The organism is Pannonibacter indicus (genome assembly GCF_001418225.1).
Classification (GTDB): domain Bacteria; phylum Pseudomonadota; class Alphaproteobacteria; order Rhizobiales; family Stappiaceae; genus Pannonibacter; species Pannonibacter indicus.
The window spans coordinates 13,470-30,873 of sequence record NZ_LIPT01000023.1 but is presented as its reverse complement, the minus strand read 5'-3'; the positions used below and the strand labels follow the sequence as shown (position 1 = coordinate 30,873).

17 protein-coding genes are annotated in these 17,404 nt (G+C 64.0%); 12 read left to right on the top strand and 5 right to left on the bottom strand.

Annotation, left to right across the window (positions count from 1 at the left end; translation table 11 throughout):
• Positions 1–277: IS3 family transposase (locus tag ASC48_RS18580; RefSeq protein ID WP_017998925.1), on the bottom strand; the 277-nt coding region annotated here is incomplete at its 3' end.
• Positions 278–492: 215 nt separating this feature from the next.
• Between ASC48_RS18580 and ASC48_RS18575 the strand changes: the two genes are divergently transcribed.
• From ASC48_RS18575 to ASC48_RS18565, 3 genes are all read left to right on the top strand, one after another.
• Positions 493–1,620 (top strand): S-(hydroxymethyl)glutathione dehydrogenase/class III alcohol dehydrogenase, encoded by a 1,128-nt coding sequence (locus ASC48_RS18575; RefSeq protein WP_055457170.1) that lies wholly within the window; start codon positions 493–495, stop codon positions 1,618–1,620.
• A 10-nt stretch (positions 1,621–1,630) separates the two neighbouring features.
• Positions 1,631–2,455 (top strand): S-formylglutathione hydrolase, encoded by an 825-nt coding sequence (fghA, locus tag ASC48_RS18570; RefSeq protein WP_055457169.1) that lies wholly within the window; start codon positions 1,631–1,633, stop codon positions 2,453–2,455.
• Positions 2,456–2,671: 216 nt separating this feature from the next.
• On the top strand, positions 2,672–3,427 hold the full coding sequence (locus tag ASC48_RS18565; RefSeq protein ID WP_055457168.1) for an SDR family oxidoreductase: 756 nt from the start codon (positions 2,672–2,674) through the stop codon (positions 3,425–3,427).
• A gap of 41 nt (positions 3,428–3,468) precedes the next feature.
• On the opposite strand, the gene ASC48_RS18560 is transcribed toward ASC48_RS18565, so the two are convergent.
• Positions 3,469–3,810: a DUF423 domain-containing protein gene (locus tag ASC48_RS18560; RefSeq protein ID WP_208975826.1), complete on the bottom strand. Its 342-nt coding sequence runs from the start codon at positions 3,808–3,810 to the stop codon at positions 3,469–3,471.
• Positions 3,811–4,080: 270 nt separating this feature from the next.
• Between ASC48_RS18560 and ASC48_RS18555 the strand changes: the two genes are divergently transcribed.
• Positions 4,081–4,296: a hypothetical protein gene (locus ASC48_RS18555; RefSeq protein ID WP_055457166.1), complete on the top strand. Its 216-nt coding sequence runs from the start codon at positions 4,081–4,083 to the stop codon at positions 4,294–4,296.
• Positions 4,297–4,367: 71 nt separating this feature from the next.
• On the opposite strand, the gene ASC48_RS18550 is transcribed toward ASC48_RS18555, so the two are convergent.
• Both ASC48_RS18550 and ASC48_RS18545 read right to left on the bottom strand, forming a co-directional pair.
• Entirely contained in the window at positions 4,368–6,413 is a 2,046-nt protein-coding gene (locus ASC48_RS18550) for a M3 family metallopeptidase (protein WP_055457174.1), read from the bottom strand.
• Positions 6,414–6,693: 280 nt separating this feature from the next.
• Positions 6,694–7,305, bottom strand: a complete 612-nt coding sequence (locus ASC48_RS18545; RefSeq protein ID WP_055457165.1) for a pyridoxamine 5'-phosphate oxidase family protein — start codon at positions 7,303–7,305, stop codon at positions 6,694–6,696.
• A 118-nt stretch (positions 7,306–7,423) separates the two neighbouring features.
• On the opposite strand from ASC48_RS18545, the gene ASC48_RS18540 reads away from it, so the two are divergent.
• The 8 genes from ASC48_RS18540 to ASC48_RS18505 all read left to right on the top strand — a co-directional run bounded on the left by ASC48_RS18540 (position 7,424) and on the right by ASC48_RS18505 (position 17,050).
• Positions 7,424–8,119, top strand: coding sequence for an aspartate/glutamate racemase family protein (locus ASC48_RS18540; RefSeq protein ID WP_055457164.1), 696 nt, complete (start codon positions 7,424–7,426; stop codon positions 8,117–8,119).
• Between the two features lie 241 nt (positions 8,120–8,360).
• A complete protein-coding gene (locus ASC48_RS18535) occupies positions 8,361–9,104 on the top strand; it encodes a FadR/GntR family transcriptional regulator (RefSeq protein WP_055457163.1) in 744 nt (247 codons plus the stop codon).
• A 130-nt stretch (positions 9,105–9,234) separates the two neighbouring features.
• Positions 9,235–10,746 (top strand): ABC transporter substrate-binding protein, encoded by a 1,512-nt coding sequence (locus tag ASC48_RS18530; protein WP_055457162.1) that lies wholly within the window; start codon positions 9,235–9,237, stop codon positions 10,744–10,746.
• Between the two features lie 101 nt (positions 10,747–10,847).
• On the top strand, positions 10,848–11,795 hold the full coding sequence (locus ASC48_RS18525; protein ID WP_055457161.1) for an ABC transporter permease: 948 nt from the start codon (positions 10,848–10,850) through the stop codon (positions 11,793–11,795).
• Complete coding sequence (locus ASC48_RS18520) at positions 11,792–12,661, top strand: ABC transporter permease (RefSeq protein ID WP_055457160.1); 870 nt, start codon at positions 11,792–11,794, stop codon at positions 12,659–12,661. Before ASC48_RS18525 ends, ASC48_RS18520 begins: the two co-directional genes overlap by 4 nt.
• A gap of 22 nt (positions 12,662–12,683) precedes the next feature.
• On the top strand, positions 12,684–14,468 hold the full coding sequence (locus ASC48_RS18515; protein WP_055457173.1) for a gamma-glutamyltransferase family protein: 1,785 nt from the start codon (positions 12,684–12,686) through the stop codon (positions 14,466–14,468).
• Positions 14,469–14,471: 3 nt separating this feature from the next.
• A complete protein-coding gene (locus ASC48_RS18510; protein ID WP_055457159.1) occupies positions 14,472–15,230 on the top strand; it encodes a DUF1028 domain-containing protein in 759 nt (252 codons plus the stop codon).
• Positions 15,227–17,050 (top strand): ABC transporter ATP-binding protein, encoded by a 1,824-nt coding sequence (locus tag ASC48_RS18505; RefSeq protein WP_055457172.1) that lies wholly within the window; start codon positions 15,227–15,229, stop codon positions 17,048–17,050. Before ASC48_RS18510 ends, ASC48_RS18505 begins: the two co-directional genes overlap by 4 nt.
• Here ASC48_RS18505 and ASC48_RS18500 read toward each other — a convergent pair whose 3' ends face one another.
• Positions 17,051–17,380 carry a DHCW motif cupin fold protein gene (locus ASC48_RS18500; protein ID WP_055457158.1) on the bottom strand — a complete coding sequence of 110 codons (330 nt, stop codon included), beginning with the start codon at positions 17,378–17,380 and terminating at the stop codon, positions 17,051–17,053. It lies immediately after the preceding gene.
• Positions 17,381–17,404 lie beyond the last annotated feature (24 nt).

Here is a 17,404-nt window from a genome sequence, read left to right as displayed (position 1 = left end):
AGAAGTTTCCCCGCGCAGCCTCCGTCAGGATCAGCTTGTCCAGCGTCAGATCCGCCACCGCCTTGCGAAGCCGTTCGTTCTCCTTCTGGAGATCCTTCAACTGCCGAAGCTGGTCACGGCTCATGCCGCCATATTGCTTACGCCACCGGTAGAACGTCAGCTCGGAAACGCCGATCTGGCGAACGGCATCCGCCATCGCCATGCCTTGGCCGCGCAAAACCTCAACCTGCCGAAGCTTCGTGACGATCTCGTCGGGCTTGTGTCGCTTGTTTGCCATTGTGGTCCTCCTTCAGGGTCAAAACCATACTTCAAGGTGGACCCGTTCAATGGGGGTGGATCAGGGGCTCTGTGTGACTGGCTGGACAAATTGTGTCGCGTTTCGTGACAGGCTCCGCCGCTCGATCTGTTACCGGGGGTGGCTGACATGAGCGTCACTGCTTATAAAACGGCGATCATCATTGATGACTTGCCCATTGAAGGAGGGGAGATCCCATGGAAGTTCGCGCCGCAGTCGCCTTGCAGGCCGGTAAGCCGCTGGAAGTCATGACCGTCAATCTGGAAGGTCCGCGCGCCTTCGAGGTTCTGGTCGAAATCAAGGCCACCGGCATCTGCCACACCGATGATTTCACCCTGTCGGGCGCTGATCCGGAAGGCATCTTCCCGGCGATTCTGGGCCATGAGGGCGCCGGTGTCGTGGTGGAAGTGGGCAAGGGCGTCACCAGCCTGAAGCCGGGCGACCATGTGATTCCGCTCTACACGCCCGAGTGCCGCGAGTGCCCGTCCTGCCTGTCGCGCAAGACCAACCTGTGCACCGCCATCCGCGCTACACAAGGGCAGGGCCTGATGCCGGACGGCACCTCGCGCTTTTCCATCGGCAAGGACAAGATCCATCACTACATGGGCTGCTCCACCTTCGCCAACTACACGGTTCTGCCGGAGATCGCGCTCGCCAAGGTCAATCCGGACGCGCCCTTCGACAAGATCTGCTACATTGGCTGCGGCGTCACCACCGGCATCGGCGCGGTGATCCACACGGCCAAGGTGGAAATGGGGGCCACAGCGGTTGTCTTCGGCCTCGGCGGCATCGGCCTCAACGTCATTCAGGGCCTGCGCCTTGCCGGTGCGGACATGATCATCGGCGTCGACATCAACAACTCCAAGAAGGAATGGGGCGAGCGCTTCGGCATGACCCATTTCGTCAACCCGCTGGAAATCGGCGAGGACATCGTTGCCTATATCGTCAATCTGACGAAGCGCGGTGCCGACACCATCGGCGGAGCGGATTACACCTTCGACTGCACGGGCAACACCAAGGTGATGCGCCAGGCGCTGGAATGCTCGCACCGCGGCTGGGGCAAGTCGGTCGTCATTGGCGTCGCCGGTGCCGGTCAGGAAATCTCCACCCGCCCGTTCCAGCTCGTCACCGGCCGCACCTGGATGGGCACCGCCTTCGGCGGCGCGCGCGGGCGCACGGACGTGCCGAAGATCGTTGACTGGTACATGGACGGCAAGATCGAGATCGACCCGATGATCACCCATCTGCTGCCGCTGGAAGACATCAACAAGGGCTTCGACATGATGCACTCGGGCGAGTCCATCCGCTCCGTCGTGGTCTATTGAGGGGCGGGTGATGAAGACCGTTTCCGAAAGCCGCATGTACGGCGGCGTGCAGGGCGTCTACACCCATGACAGCAATGTCTGCAGCGTGCCGATGACCTTCGCCGTCTACCTGCCGCCGCAGGCCAAGGCGGGGCGCGTGCCCTGCCTGTGGTATCTGTCGGGCCTGACCTGCACTCACGAGAACGCCATGACCAAAGCCGGACTGCAGGCCCATGCGGCCGAATTCGGGCTGGCGATCGTCTTCCCCGACACCAGCCCGCGCGGCGAGGGTGTCGCCAATGACGAGGCCTATGATCTGGGGCAGGGCGCGGGCTTTTATGTCAACGCCACGCAGGCGCCATGGGCACCGCATTTCCGCATGGAAGATTATGTGGTGCGCGAGTTGCGCGATCTCGTGGCCGCGTCCTTCCCCGTGACGGACAGCCACGGCATCACCGGCCATTCCATGGGCGGCCACGGCGCGCTGACGCTCGCCATGCGCCACCCCGGCCACTATGCCTCGCTTTCGGCCTTCGCCCCGATTGCCCACCCGTCCGCCTCGGACTGGGGCCGCAAGCAGCTGGGGGCATATCTCGGCCCGGACGAAAGCCTGTGGCGCGGCCATGATGCGGTGCATCTTCTGGCGGACAAGGGCTGGTCTTCGGATCTTCTGGTCGATCAGGGCCTGTCCGACCAGTTCCTGGACCTGCTGAAGCCCGAAGCCCTCGCTGAAGCGCTGGGCCGTACCCGCACGCCCTCCACCATGCGTCTGCAGGCGGGTTATGACCATTCCTACAACTTCGTCGCCACCTTTGGCCGCGATCACGTGGAATGGCATGCGGCACGGCTGAAGTGACGCCGCACAGCTTCACAGGATGAGCAAAGGGCGGGGCCGGGCACGGCTCCGCCCTTTGCCGTTGGTGCCTTCCGCTCCCCCATCCGCCGCAACCCGGAAAGCGAGCGGAATGCAAAAATATTCCTGTCCGGACAATAGCTTGCCGGTCTGTTTTCGGGTCGTCCCGGCTTCTCCTGCCGCCTAGCTTGCCGGTGTTTTCAACCGGAGAGCAGATCCATGCAACTGAAAGACAAGGTCATCATCATCACCGGCGCCAGCAGCGGCATCGGCGAAGCGGCAGCGCGGATGTTTGCGGCACGCGGCGCAAGGCTCGTCATTGGCGCCAGACGCAAGGACAGGCTGGAAGCGCTGGCAGCTGAGATCAGCGCGGGTGGCGGTGCAGCCGTCGCCGTCTCAGGGGATGTGGCTGAGGCGGAACATGCGCAGGCGCTGGTGGATGCCGCGCTCGGCCAGTTCGGCCGCCTTGACGGGGCCTTCAACAATGCCGGCATGGTGGGGGACATGGTGCCTCTGCCGCAGATGAGCCCGGCCAACTGGCACCGGGTCCTGGAGGTGAACCTCACCAGCGCCTTCCATCTGGCACGGGCGCAGATCCCGGCTATGCTGGCCGATGGCGGGCAGGGCGCCATCGTCTTCACCTCCACCTTCGTCGGCCATGCGGCGGGCCTGCCGGGCATGGCGGCCTATGCCGCCGCAAAGGCGGGGCTCATTGGCCTGACGCAGGTTCTGGCCGCCGAACATGGCGCGGCGGGGCTCCGGGTCAACGCGCTGCTGCCGGGCGGCACCCGCACGGACATGGCGCCGCAGGATCAGGCCTCGCTGGACTGGGTGGCCGGGCTGCATGCCCTGAAACGCCTCGCCCTGCCGGAAGAAATCGCGGCTGCTGCCGCCTTCCTCCTCAGTGACGATGCCTCCTTCGTCACCGGCACGGCGATGACTGTGGACGGCGGCAATTCCATCTCCAAGACCTGAGGGAAGCTCCCGGTGTGCCAAACGCACCGGGAGGCTGATCTTCAGCGCGGCCGCACGAAGGCCGCGCTGAGCAGCACGGCGAGCCAGCCGCAGATCATCAGCGTGCCACCCGTGGGTGCGGACATGGCAAACAGCCGTTCAGCCGTGAGCGCCCGGCTGACCAGATCGCCGCTGAACAGCGCCACGCCTGCCAGCAGCAGTACGAAGGCCACGGGCAGCAGCGGCACCCGCCGCAGCTGCGCCAGCGCGCCGAGGCCCGGAAACGCCGGGGCGTGGAACAGCAGCATGCCGGAGGCCACGCTCATCAGCCCGGTTGCATCCATATGTGTGCCAAGCGCCGCCAGCGCGACGCCTGCCGCCCCGCAAAGCCCGCCAGCCACCATCCCCGCCCGGAACAGTGGATGCGTGGCCTGTGACGCCGCATTGTCAGAGGGAGAGCCTTGAGACGAAACCTGCATCCTGAACCACCATCAGCCAAACCCGGCACCACACGGCGCCCTCGGGGGGAGTATCTGTCCGGGCAAATCTACCGGTGGGAGGGGGCAGTGTCGATGTGCGGGGGAATGGCAAAGGGACGCAGGGGGTGGGGAGTGCGCAGATCATGATGCATTATTCTGCATCATGTTTGTTTTTTGATGCAGAAATAAACATCGATGAGATACGAAACCCAAGAGATCGCGGACCTCTTACGCAAGGCCAGAGAAGCCAAACTGCCACGCAAGCTTGCCCTCGACACTGCCGAGGAAACCGTCGCGCTCTTCACGGAGCGATGGGAGGCCGAAAAGACCAACCTTCCCATGCATAAAGATGTTGCCGAGGCCATCGGCAAGCATCTTGAGACATTGCCGATTGTCACCGGCAAAGAGTGAGAGGATGCAGCCTAAACACCTGGCACCCCAGCCCGGTTCCCCGGGCCGGGGCATGACTTCCCTCTAACCCCTCACGCCGCCTTCAACCCGCGCTTCTCCAGCAGCGCATCAATATCCGGGCCGCGGCCGCGGAAGGATTTGTAGGCTTCTTCGGGGTCCTGGCGGCCGCCGGCGGAGTAGATGAAGTCGTGGAGGCGGGTGGCGGTGGCGGGGTCGAAGATGTTGCCGGTTTCCTCGAAGGCGCCGAAGGCGTCTGCGTCCATCACCTCTGACCACATATAGCTGTAGTAGCCGGAGGAATAGCCTTCGCCTGAAAAGGCGTGAGAGAAATGCGGGATGCGGTGGCGCATGATGATTTCTTCCGGCATGCCGATTTCCGCCAGCGCCCTCTTTTCATAGGCCGTGACATCAATGCCCGCCGGGTCCGCGATCTCGTGGATATTGAGGTCGAGGAGGGCGCAGGCGGTGTATTCCACCGTGGCAAAGCCCTGATTGAAGTTGCGTGCGCCCAGCACCTTGTCGAGCAGCGCCTTGGGCATGGGCTCGCCGGTCTTGTAATGCACGGCAAAGCGGGACAGCACCTCCGGCTGGCTCAGCCAGTGCTCGTAAAGCTGCGAGGGCAGTTCCACGAAGTCTCGCGCCACGGACGTTCCGGAAATGGACGGGTAGGTGACATTGGACAGCAGGCCATGCAGCCCGTGGCCGAATTCGTGGAAGAGAGTGCGGGCGTCGTCAAAGGTCAGCAGGGCAGCCTCGCCATCGGCGCCCTTCGAGAAGTTCATGACATTGACAATGATAGGAGTGACTTCACCCTTCGCCCGGTGCTGCGGACGGAAGGCGCTCATCCAGGCGCCGGAGCGCTTGGAGGGGCGGGCGAAATAATCGCCGAGGAAGAGGCCCACATGCTTGCCGTCGCGGGCGCGCACCTCGAAGACGCGCACATCCGGGTGATAGACCGGCAGGCCCTTATGCTCCTTGAAGGTGAGGCCGAACAGGCGTGTGGCGGTGTCGAAGGCGGCTTCGATCATCTTGTCGAGCTGCAGATAGGGCTTCAGCTCCGCCTCATCGATGTCATGGTCGCGCTTGCGCACCTTTTCGGAATAATAGCGCCAGTCCCACGGGGCGATGGGGGCGTTGTTGCCCTCAGCACGGGCTGCTTCCGCCAGCTTGTCGCGCTCGGTGCGGGCCTGCGCCACGGCAGGCGCCCACACGCGGGTCAGAAGGGCGCGCACGGCCTCCGGCGTCTTGGCCATGCAGTCGTCCAGCTTGTAGGCGGCATAATGCGGATAGCCGAGCAGCTGCGCCTTTTCGGCGCGCAGGGCCAGCGTGCGTGCCACGATTTCGCGGTTGTCGGTCTCCCCGCCGGTCTCGCCGCGTGCGGCCCAGGCCTTGAAGGCTTCCTCGCGCTTTTCCCGGTTGGTGGAGAATTGCAGGAACGGCTCGATGGAGGAGCGTGAAAGGGTGATTACGTGCTTGCCCTCCAGCCCCCGGTCGCGGGCGGCGGCAGCGGCTGCGGCAAGCAGGAAATCGGGCAGGCCGGCGCGGTCTTCCTCCGTCTCCAGCACCAGCTGATAGCTGGATTCATCCTTCAGCACGTTCTGGGCAAAGCGGGTGCCGAGGGTCGCCAGCTCCTGGCCGATTTCGGCCATGCGCGCCTTCCCGGCCTCGTCCAGCCCCGCCCCCGAGCGGGTGAAACCGAGCTTGTAGCGCTCCAGCACCCGCAGTTGCTCGCCAGTCAGGCCGAGGCTGTCGCGCCGCTCCCAAAGGTCAAACACGCGGGCGGCCAGCTTCGGGTTCAGCATGGTGTCGGAGCTGTGCTTGGCGAGTTTCGGCGCCATGTCACGCTCGATGTCCTGAAGTTCGGCATTGGTGTGCGCGCCAGTCAGGTTGAAGAAGGTGCGGGCAACGCGGGACAGGTCCTCGCCAGCCGTTTCAAGGGCAATGATCGTATTGGAAAAGCTTGGTGCTTCTGCCTGATTTGCGATGGCGTTGATTTCCTTGCGGGCGCTCTGCATGGCCGTTTCAAAGGCCTCGCGGAAATGCGCCGGGGTGATGTCAGCAAAGGGCGGCAGGCCGAAGGGGGTGGACCAGACGGTGAGGAGCGGGTTTCCGGACATGAGATTTTCCAATGGTTGGCGGCAGGCGTTCTGCCTTCATATGGGGCAAGAGTTTCCAGATGCCAAATGCGGGCGGTTTCGGAGGGGGGGGGCTTATGTTTCGTAACCCTCTCCATCGTCACCCCGGACGGGAGCGGAGCGGAGATCCGGGGCCGGTGAGCCAAGGTATACCGGCTTTGGCGCTGGGGCGGCGCAAGCTGCGCCCGGGCTCACCGGTCCCGGCTCGCGCTGCGCTTGGCCGGGATGACGATGGAGAGGGTGGGCGTGAGTTGCCAGCTCCTCACCACATGCTCGTGCGGGCGCGTTCCGGCCATTCCTTGTCATAGGCCGCGCCGCCTACGGTGCCGTCCGAAAGGCTGGCGAGGATCTGGCCCGGCGTCGGCAGGGTGCTGGAGTCCACATGGGCGGAGGCGTCCCACAATCCGGCTCGCATGATGGCGCGGGCGCACTGGAAATAGATGGTTTCGATGGAAATGACGAGAACGGAGCGCGGCCGCTTTCCCTCCATTTCCAGCCGGGTCAGCAGATCCTCATCGATGCTGACAACAGCGCGGCCATTGACGCGCAGGGCATTGCCATGGCCGGGAATGAGGAACATCAGCGCCACGCGCGGATCGCGCACCACATTGCGCAAGGAATCGATCCGGTTGTTGCCGCGCCGGTCGGGCATCAACAGCGTGGTGTCATTCTCGATGATGACGCAGGAGCCTTTGTCGCCACGCGGCGAACAGTCCAGCCCCTCCGGCCCGCTGGTGGCCAGTGCGCAGAAGGGCGCGGCCTCGATCAGGCGGCGGTATTCCGGCGTGATGCGCGGGCTTTCCTTCACGGTAGAAGCGGGACCCGCAGTGCCATAGAGTTTTTCCAGATCGTCAATGCTGGTGATGATGCTCATCGTGCCGGTGTCCCTAATGCCTTTGTTGCGCTAGAGCTAATCCTGATCCGCCCCGGCCTGCCAGTGTTTTGACGCGGCAGGGCGCAATTTTTCAATGCGGGGAAAGCCGTTGCAGACCATGGAACATGCCGCCGCACATGTGCCGCCGCTGGGCATCATCATGCTGGATACCGCCTTCGAACGCCCGCCGGGCGATGTGGGCAATGCGGCGAGCTGGCCGTTTCCGGTGCTGTACCAGACCGTCAGCGGCGCCACGGCGCGCAAGGTTGTCGGCGGGGATGATGCGGATCTGATGGATGCCTTCGTGGCCGCCGGAGAGGCCTTGCAAGGGCAGGGCGCCGTGGCGCTCATCACCTCCTGCGGCTTTCTGGCGGCGCGCCAGCCGGTGCTGGCCTCCCGTCTGTCCCTGCCGCTGGCCACCTCCAGCCTGTTGCAGATCCCGGTGATTGCAAGCCTCCTGCCCAAGGGGCGCACGGTGGGGGTGATCACCTATGACGGGGCCTCTCTCGGTCCGGCGCATTTTGCAGGCGTGGGTGCGGATCCGGCAACGCCGGTCGCGGGCCTGCCGCAGGGCGGGGCGTTTCGCGCTTTGATCGAGGGCGGGGCGGCCTATGATGCACCTGTACTTCAGGCGGAGCTGGAGGCGGTGGCAGAGCGGCTGATTGGGGAGCATTCCTCAACCGGCGCGCTCTTGCTGGAATGCACCAACCTGCCGCCGTTCTCGTCAGCCCTGCGCCAGCGCTTCGGCCTGCCGGTCTTCGACATCCTAACCCTCGGCCGCTGGCTGCATCAGGCGGCTTGCGCGCAGATCTGAGGTACTGAACCAGCTGCCGCCTTGGTTCAGACCTTTCTCCTGTCTCCGGAGCCTGCCGTTACCGTTCGCCGTTGTGGGGGGAGGCGTGCGCGCCGGGGCGCGCGGTCAAACCATCTCCAGATTTTCCGCAAGAATGATGGGCATTTGCACAGTCTTTGGGCGTGCCATTTGCTTAGCTTTGCCGCTTGACAGACGGCCGCATCGTCCAACAGGATGAACCAATCTCGAAAATGGTTCACAAATGGTCCAGACTGTGCCGCATCCTGACAATGCCAATTACGCGCTGGAGAAACTGCGCGACATGCTGCGCGAAGGCGACTTCGGTGCGGATGGAAAGCTGCCGACCGAGCGGGCGCTTTCGGCAAAGCTCGGCCTCGGGCGGCGCGCCATCCGCCGTGCTCTCGAAGTGCTGGAGGCGGAAGGGGAAATCTGGCGCCGGCAGGGCGCGGGCACTTTTGCGGGGCAGCGGCCGGGCGGCCTTGCGCAAGGGGTTGATGCGATTGTTGCGGGAACCGACTTCATGGAAATCATGGAGGTGCGCCTGCGGATCGAGCCGCAACTGGCGCAGCTGGCGGCACTGCGGGCCAAGCCTGCGGAGCTGGCGCGCATGCGTGATCTTGCACGGCGCATCAAGGAGAGTGATGACGCCGATGCCCGCGAATTGTGGGATGGCGCCCTGCACCGGCAGATCGCCCAGAGTGCGCGCAACGGGCTGTTCCTCACTATCTTCGATGTGATCAACCAGGTCCGGCAGGATGAGGCCTGGCAGAACATCCGCGAGCGGGCCCGGACAGGTTCCGGCATCAGCATGGCCTATGCACAGCACGAGGACATCATCGCGGCGATTGCCGCGCGTGACCCGGCGGGGGCGGGAGAGGCGATGCGCCAGCACCTCCTGATGCTGCAGGAGCGCCTCATCCGCGCGACATCGCTTGATCATGAGACGCCTGCGCCAGACGCGGCTGACGAGGCACTCGCCTCCTGACACTTCGCCGGGCGGAAACCGCCCGAAGCAGAAATCACCGGGCGGAAACCGCCCGGATGACGGGACAAGCCGGCGCAGACAAGCCGGTCCCTTGTAAGCCAACAGAACCAATGGAACAGAGGAGAATGGCATGACCCGACTTTTGCGCCTGACGACCGCACTCGCCTTTGGGGCGCTTTCGGCGTTGCCCGTTTCCGCCGCCGAGCTGAAGATCGGCCTGCAGGATGATGCCGATGTGCTCGATCCTGCGCAGTCGCGCACGTTTGTCGGCCGTATCGTCTACACCGCCATGTGCGACAAGCTGGTTGATGTGTCGCCGGATCTGAAGATCATTCCGCAGCTGGCAACGGAATGGGCCTGGTCTGAGGACGGCATGGCCCTGACGATGAAGCTGCGCGAAGGGGTGAAGTTCCATGACGGCACGGACATGGATGCCGCGGCTGTGGTGGCCACCATCGAGCGCAACATGACGCTGCCCGAGTCCCGCCGCAAGAGCGAGCTGTCCTCGGTCGAGAAGGTCGAGGCGACAGGCCCGCTTGAGGTCGTGTTTACGCTGAAGAAGCCTGACGTGACGCTCCTGGCCCAGCTTTCGGACCGGGCCGGTATGATCGTCTCTCCGGCAGCGGCTGAAAAGCTTGGGGCCAACTTCGGCTCCAGTCCGGTTTGCGCAGGGCCGTTCAAGTTTGTCGAGCGCATCCAGCAGGACCGGATCGTGCTGGAGAAGTTCCAGGACTACTGGAACAAGGACAATGTCTTCATCGACAAGGTCACCTATCTGCCGATCCCGGATTCCACCGTCCGGCTCGCCAACCTGCAGTCGGGTGATCTCGACATGATCGAGCGTCTTGCCCCCACCGATGCTGCGGCGGTGAAGGCGAATGCGAAGCTCACCTATGCGGATGTGGTCAACATCGGCTACATGGCGCTTTATGTGAACATCGCCAATGGTCCGCGGGCCGACAATCCTTTCGGCAAGGACAAGCGCCTGCGTCAGGCGTTCTCGCTGGCCATTGACCGCGACGCCCTGAACCAGATCGTCTATGAAGGCACGGCCGTTGGCGGCAACCAGCCATTCCCGCCGAACAGCCCGTGGTTCAATGCCGCGCTTCCCGTGCCTGCCCGCGACGTGGAAAAGGCCAAGGAACTGATGCAGGAGGCCGGATACGACCGCGTGCCCATCGAGCTGCAGGTCGCCAACAATCCGGTTGCCCAGCAGATGATGCAGGTGGTGCAGTCGATGGTGGCGGAGGCGGGCTTTGATGTCAGCCTGAAGTCGACCGAGTTTGCCACGCTGCTCGACGAGCAGACGCGCGGAAACTACCAGCTGTCGCGTTCGGACTGGTCGGGCCGTGTCGATCCGGATGGCAACATTCACCAGTTCATCACCTGCAACGGCGGCATCAACGACACCAAGTACTGCAATCCGGAAGTCGACCGTCTTCTGAACGAGGCGCGCGCCTCGACGGACGAGGCCGTGCGCAAGGAAAAGTATGATGCGGCGAGCGTGATCCTCAACGACGATTTGCCCATCATCTATCTCGGGCACCAGTCCTGGATCTGGGCAATGCAGAAGAATGTCACCGGCTTCGTCGCCTCGCCGGACGGCATGATCCGCCTTGTCGGCCTGAAAAAGGAAGACTGACGGACCGCCCCCTTGCAGGGCTGGTTCCTGTTGGTCCCCGGCGCTGCGGAGCCTCCTCCGCAGCGCTCTCCATCCTACCTGTGCCGTGAAGGATGGCATCCATGCCTGTCTATATTGCGAAACGTCTGCTGGTCGCGATTCCGACCCTGCTGATCATTTCCATCTTCGTCTTCTCGCTGCAGAAGCTTCTGCCGGGTGATCCCGTCCTTGTGATGGCCGGTGAGGAGCGTGATCCTGCGGTTCTGGAAATGCTGCGGGAGAAATACCGCCTCAATGATCCGCTGCCGGTCCAGTATCTGACCTGGCTTGGCGGCGTCATGACCGGCGATCTCGGGGTGTCCCTGCGCACCAATCAGCCGGTGACCGAACTCATCGCTCAGAAGCTGCCGGTCACCATTCAGCTCGCCGTCATGTCGATGATCTTTGCCTTCCTGATCGGCGTGCCGATGGGCATCCTGGCGGCGGTGAAGAAGAACACGGCCATCGACTATATCGCCAGTATCATTGCCCTTTCGGGCCTGTCGGTGCCGAACTTCTGGCTCGGCATCATGCTGATCCTGCTGGTGTCGGTGAATCTCGGCTGGCTGCCGGCCTCGGGCTTTGAATCGATCTTCGTGGACCCCGTCCGCTCGCTGCAGACGATGATCATGCCGGCCTTCGTGCTGGGCACCGCGCTGGCGGCAACGCTGATGCGGCATACCCGCTCGGCCATGCTCGCCGTCCTGTCGCAGGATTACATCCGCACGGCGCGGGCCAAGGGGCTGTCACCGCGCGAAGTGGTGCTGTCGCATTCCTTCCGCAATGCGCTGCTGCCCGTCGTCACGCTGAGCGCGCTGCTGTTCGGCGAACTGCTGGCCGGCGCTGTTCTGACGGAACAGATCTTCACCATTCCGGGCTTCGGCAAGCTGATCGTAGATGCCGTCTTCAACCGTGACTATGCGGTGGTGCAGAGCGTCGTCATGTGCACGGCTGTTGGCTTCATCGCGATGAATCTTGTTGCCGATGTTCTCTACGTCCTTCTCAATCCACGGCTGAGGGCAAGCCTATGACCGCGATCGAACAGCCCTGCGTGGCGGCAAGGCCCGGGGGCAGCCGCTCCTGGAAGAAGCTGCGCTCCAGCCGCAGCGCGCTGGCCGGGCTCATCATTATCTCCTTCTTTTCCGCTCTGGCCATTCTTGCACCGCTGCTGCCCATCGCCGATCCGGTGGCCACCAGCTGGTCGGCGATCCGCAAGGCCCCTTCGGCGGCCCATTGGCTCGGCACGGATGATCTGGGCCGGGATATCCTGTCGCGCATGATCTGGGGGGCAAGGGCCTCGCTGATGGCTGGTGTCTTCTCGGTGCTGATTGCCGTCGGCATCGGGGTGCCTCTCGGCATTCTGGCCGGCTATTTCGGCGGCTGGGTGGATCTCGTCATCTCGCGTGTCACCGAAGCGCTGCTGGCGCTGCCGTTCCTGATCATGGCCATCGCCCTTGCCGCCTTCCTCAGCCCGAGCCTCACCAATGCGATGATTGCGATTGGTCTGTCGGCCATGCCCATTTTCGTCCGGCTGACACAAGGGCAGGTGCTGGCGGTGAAGCAGGAAGACTATGTGGAAGGGGCCCGGTCTGTCGGCCTTGGCCACATGGACATCATGCTCCGCTACATCCTGCCCAATGTCACAGCGCCGATCATCGTTCAGGCGACGCTGACCGTTGCCACCGCCATCATCGCCGAGGCGAGCCTTTCGTTCCTTGGCCTCGGGCAGCAGCCTCCTGCGGCCAGCTGGGGCTCCATGTTGAATGTGGCGAAGAATTTCCTCTCGCAGGCGCCCTGGATGGCCATGTGGCCGGGTGCCGCGATCTTCCTTGTGGTGATCGGCTTCAACCTCCTGGGCGACGGCCTGCGCGATGCGCTGGACCCGCGCGAACACTGATTTGCAGAAGAAGGCAGAGACATTGACTGAGTTCACCACACGGCCGGAAATCCTCGGCACCTTCGGTGTTGTCACCTCGACCCACTGGATCGCCTCTGCGGTCGGCATGAGCATTCTGGAAAAGGGTGGCAACGCCTTTGATGCGGCGGTTGCAGCAGGCTTTGTCCTGCAGATCGTCGAGCCGCATCTGTGCGGGCCCGGCGGCGACATGCCAGCGCTCATTTATTCAAAAAAGACGGACAAGGTGGAGGTGATCTGCGCGCAAGGGCCAGCCCCGGCAGGTGCCACCATTGAGCACTACACCAGCGAAGGGCTGAAGCTGATCCCCGGTGACGGGCTGCTGTCCACAGTCATTCCCGGTGCCTTTGATGGCTGGATGCTGATGCTGCGCGACTATGGCACCCTGTCCCTGCGCGAGGTACTGGAGCCTGCCATCTATTACGCCGAGCACGGTCATCCGGTGCTGCCGCGTGTCTCGGCGACCATCAAGGGGCTGGGTGATTTCTTCGAGAAGGAATGGCCGACCTCCTACGGGACCTGGCTGCCCGGTGGCGCGGCGCCCGAGCCCCATGCCAACTTCCGCAATCCGGTTCTGGCGGAAACATGGAAGCGCATCATTGCGGAGGCGGAAGCAAAGACGGGCCGCGAGGAGCAGGTGGAGGCCGCACGTGATGCCTTCTACCGGGGCTTCGTCGCTGAGGCCATTGACCGTTATCTCAAGACCGCCGAGGTGATGGATGCAAGCGGCCAGAAGCACAAGGGCGTGCTGACGGCTGACGACATGGCGAACTGGAGCGCCACCATCGAGGCGCCGCAGACCTTCGACTACCACGACTGGACCGTCGCCAAGACGCAGGCCTGGGGGCAGGGGCCGGTGCTGCTGCAGTCGCTGGCGCTGCTCAAGGGCTTTGACATTGCCGCGATGGACCCGGCCGGTCCCGATTTCGTCCACCATGTGGTCGAGGCGATGAAACTTGCCTATGCCGACCGCGAGGTCTATTACGGCGATCCGAAATTCGGGGAGATCCCGACCGGGCACCTGCTGTCGGAAGGCTATAACAGCGGGCGGCGCAAGCTGATCGGGCCTGAGGCCTCGTTCGACCTGCGCCCCGGAACCGTGCCCGGCTACGAACAGCAGCGCGATGCGGCCATGGCCATGCTGGCCGAGTTCTCCGGCCGGGGCGCGGTCTATGAGCCGACCATGGCGCATCTGACCGAGAAGAAGGGCGATACGGTCCACATCGACGTGATCGACCGCTGGGGCAACATGGTGGCGGTGACCCCCTCCGGCGGCTGGCTGCAGTCCTCGCCGGTGGTTCCGGGGCTTGGTTTTGCGCTCAATTCGCGCGCGCAGATGTTCTGGCTGAAGGAAGGGCTGCCCACCTCCCTTGCCCCCGGAAAGCGCCCGCGCACGACCCTGACGCCATCCATTGCGCTCTATCAGGGGCGGCCGGCGCTGGCCTTCGGAACGCCCGGCGGCGACCAGCAGGATCAGTGGCAGCTGCCATTCTTCCTGCGCTATGCCCATCACACGAAGAACCTGCAGGCGGCCATTGATGCGCCGCTGTTCCACTCCACCCATTTCCCAGGCTCCTTCTATCCGCGCACGTCCGAGCCCGGCCACATCATGGTGGAGGAGAGCTTCGGTGAGGCGGCAATTGCAGAGCTGCGCCGGCGCGGGCATCAGGTGACCGTTGCTGACAGCTGGTCGGTCGGTCGCCTGACGGCTGCGCGCCGCGATGCCGATGGCCTGCTGCGGGCGGCGGCAACGCCACGCCTGATGCAGGCCTATGCGGTGGGGCGCTGAGCCATGACCTGGTCCATCGTTGCCCGAGATCCTGAAACCGGCCACCTCGGCATTGCCGTTGCCAGCCGCTTCTTTGCGGTTGGTTCCGCCGTCCCCTACATGCGCGGCGGCGTGGGCGCTGTTGCCACGCAGGCCTTCGTCAGCCCGCTTTACGGGACCGATGGTCTGGCGATGCTTGGCGAAGGCAAGAGCCCGCAGGAAATCATCGGGGTTCTGACGGAACGCGATGACGGCGCCGAACAGCGCCAGATGCATCTGATCGACGCTCAGGGCCGCAATGCGGTCTTCACCGGCAAGAAATGCGTCGATTGGGCCGGGCATCTCATCGGCGACAACGTATCCGTGGCTGGCAACATGCTCGCCGGTCCGCAGGTGCTGGAGCGGACGCTTGCCGCCTACAGGGACCTGTCAGCCGCTCCCTTTGCCGAGCGGCTGCTGGGTGCAATGGAGGCAGGGGAAGCAGCGGGCGGCGACAAGCGCGGCAAGCAGTCTGCTGCGCTCGTGATCTGCCGGGATCAGGATTACGCCTGGCTCAGCATCCGCGCCGATGACCACGCTGAACCGCTGCGGGAACTCTGGCGGCTCTACCGGGTGGCGCAGGAGCGTTACCTGCATGTGGCCGAGACCATGCCGACGCGGGAAAACCCGCATGGCCTTACCGACCGGACAGAAATCGACCGGAAAATCGCAAGCCTCGAAGCCGAACGGCAGGCGGCCGGACTTGCTTCTTCCTCCTTCGCGACGCCGTGGACACCGTCATGACCAATCCTGACCTGACTAGCCAGCCCGTTCTCTCCGTCCGCAACCTGACCACCGCCTTCCTGACGGATGACGGCTGGAGGCCGGTGGTACGCAATGTGTCCTTCGATGTCTCGGCCGGGGAGACGCTGGCCATCGTCGGGGAGAGCGGATCGGGCAAGAGCGTCACTTCCCTGTCGGTCATGCGGCTGCTGGCGCCGAAGTCCAGCCGGATCGAAGGGGAGGTGGTGCTGAATGGCCGCAACCTTCTTGACCTGTCCGAGAAGGCGATGCGGGGACTGCGCGGCAACGAGGTCTCAATGATCTTTCAGGAGCCGATGACCTCGCTCAATCCGATCTTCACCATCGGCCGCCAGATCTCCGAGGTGCTGACGCGGCACAAGGGCATGACCAAGTCCGCAGCCCGTGCCGAGACGATCCGCATGCTGGAGCGCGTGCGCATCCCCAATGCCGCCAGCCGTTTCGATGAATATCCGCACCAGTTTTCCGGCGGCATGCGCCAGCGTGTAATGATCGCCATGGCGCTTGCCTCCCGTCCGAAGCTGCTGATTGCGGATGAGCCGACGACTGCGCTCGACGTGACGATCCAGGGGCAGATCCTCGATCTGATCAAGGAGCTGCAGGACGAGGAGGGCATGGCCGTTCTCTTCATCACCCATGACATGGGCGTAGTGGCCGAGATTGCCGACCGCACCGTGGTGATGTTCCGGGGCGATGCGGTGGAGACCGGTCCGACTGCGGATATATTCCATCGCGGCCAGCATCCCTACACCCGTGCGCTTCTGTCCGCCGTGCCGAGGCTCGGTTCCATGGAAGGCGAGGCGGCGCCCCTGCGGTTCCCGGTTGTGGACACGGCCACCGGCGTCATCACCGCTCCGCCTGCTCCCGCAGCGCTTCCCGTGCACAGCCAGCCCGTGCTGCAGGTGAGAAACCTCGTCACCCGCTTCCCGGTGCGCTCGGGCCTCTTCAACCGGCAGACCGGCGCCGTGCATGCGGTGGAGAATATTTCCTTTGATCTGCGGCAGGGGGAGACGCTTGCCCTTGTCGGTGAGTCAGGCTGCGGCAAGTCTACCACGGGCCGTTCGGTCATGCGGCTGATCGAACCATCGTCCGGGGATATCCAGCTTGATGGCTTCGACGTCCGGAAACTGGACGCCGTGGAACTGCAGCGGATGCGCAAGAGCGTGCAGATGATCTTTCAGGACCCGTTCTCCAGCCTCAATCCGCGCATGACGGTGGGTCAGGCGGTTGCCGAGCCTTTCCTGAAGCACAAGCTTGGCGGCGTTCGGGAAGCGGCTGAAAAGACGGATTATCTGCTGGAGCGGGTGGGGCTTTCGCCATCCATGAAGAACCGCTATCCGCATGAGTTCTCGGGCGGCCAGCGCCAGCGTATCGCCATTGCAAGGGCGCTGTCGCTCGACCCGAAGGTGATCGTTGCGGACGAAAGCGTGTCGGCCCTCGATGTGTCGATCAAGGCGCAGGTCTGCAACCTGCTGATGGATCTGCAGGAAAGCCTGGATCTGGCCTTCCTCTTCATCAGCCATGACATGGCCGTCGTGGAGCGTGTCAGCCACCGCGTGGCGGTGATGTATCTCGGCGAGATCGTCGAGATTGGTCCGCGCGCTGCCGTTTTTGAGAACCCGCAGCATCCCTACACGAAGAAGCTGATGGCGGCCGTGCCGGTGCCCGATCCGGCGCGCCGGGGCATTCGCCGCGGCATTGCCGCCGATGAGCTGCAAAGCCCAGTGCGCGCCAATGGCTACCAGCCGCCGGTGCGGGAGTACCGGGAGGTTTCAGACGGCCATCTGGTGCAGGTGGCTTGATCAGTCGACGATGAAGAGTTTTGCTCCGGAGCTCGTGGAGGAGCGGTGCGGCTCGGCGCCATCGGCCACCTGATAGCTCATGCCCGGCTTCAGCAGGAAGGCGCGGCCATCCTCCAGCTCGGTCAGCAGTTCGCCCTCAAGGCACAGGAGGATATGGCCCTTGTTGCACCAGTGGTCGGCGAGATAGCCGGGTGTGTATTCCACCATGCGTACGCGAATGGCACCGAAGTGGCGCGTGCGCCAGAAGGCGGCGCCGGTCTCGCCCTTGTGTTCCGTCCGCTCCACGGTATCCCAGTCCGTGGTGCCGAAGGGAATATCGTTCATATGCATGGTACTGCCCTTGTCATTCTGGAC

Excerpts from the sequence above, each read along its gene's own strand:
- ASC48_RS18575 (WP_055457170.1), top strand. The coding sequence starts at position 493 with ATGGAAGTTCGCGCCGCAGTCGCCTTGCAGGCCGGTAAGCCGCTGGAA.
- fghA (WP_055457169.1), top strand. The coding sequence starts at position 1,631 with ATGAAGACCGTTTCCGAAAGCCGCATGTACGGCGGCGTGCAGGGCGTC.
- ASC48_RS18565 (WP_055457168.1), top strand. The coding sequence starts at position 2,672 with ATGCAACTGAAAGACAAGGTCATCATCATCACCGGCGCCAGCAGCGGC.
- ASC48_RS18560 (WP_208975826.1), bottom strand. The coding sequence starts at position 3,810 with ATGGTGGCTGGCGGGCTTTGCGGGGCGGCAGGCGTCGCGCTGGCGGCG.
- ASC48_RS18555 (WP_055457166.1), top strand. The coding sequence starts at position 4,081 with ATGAGATACGAAACCCAAGAGATCGCGGACCTCTTACGCAAGGCCAGA.
- ASC48_RS18550 (WP_055457174.1), bottom strand. The coding sequence starts at position 6,413 with ATGTCCGGAAACCCGCTCCTCACCGTCTGGTCCACCCCCTTCGGCCTG.
- ASC48_RS18545 (WP_055457165.1), bottom strand. The coding sequence starts at position 7,305 with ATGAGCATCATCACCAGCATTGACGATCTGGAAAAACTCTATGGCACT.
- ASC48_RS18540 (WP_055457164.1), top strand. The coding sequence starts at position 7,424 with ATGGAACATGCCGCCGCACATGTGCCGCCGCTGGGCATCATCATGCTG.
- ASC48_RS18535 (WP_055457163.1), top strand. The coding sequence starts at position 8,361 with ATGGTCCAGACTGTGCCGCATCCTGACAATGCCAATTACGCGCTGGAG.
- ASC48_RS18530 (WP_055457162.1), top strand. The coding sequence starts at position 9,235 with ATGACCCGACTTTTGCGCCTGACGACCGCACTCGCCTTTGGGGCGCTT.
- ASC48_RS18525 (WP_055457161.1), top strand. The coding sequence starts at position 10,848 with ATGCCTGTCTATATTGCGAAACGTCTGCTGGTCGCGATTCCGACCCTG.
- ASC48_RS18520 (WP_055457160.1), top strand. The coding sequence starts at position 11,792 with ATGACCGCGATCGAACAGCCCTGCGTGGCGGCAAGGCCCGGGGGCAGC.
- ASC48_RS18510 (WP_055457159.1), top strand. The coding sequence starts at position 14,472 with ATGACCTGGTCCATCGTTGCCCGAGATCCTGAAACCGGCCACCTCGGC.
- ASC48_RS18505 (WP_055457172.1), top strand. The coding sequence starts at position 15,227 with ATGACCAATCCTGACCTGACTAGCCAGCCCGTTCTCTCCGTCCGCAAC.
- ASC48_RS18500 (WP_055457158.1), bottom strand. The coding sequence starts at position 17,380 with ATGCATATGAACGATATTCCCTTCGGCACCACGGACTGGGATACCGTG.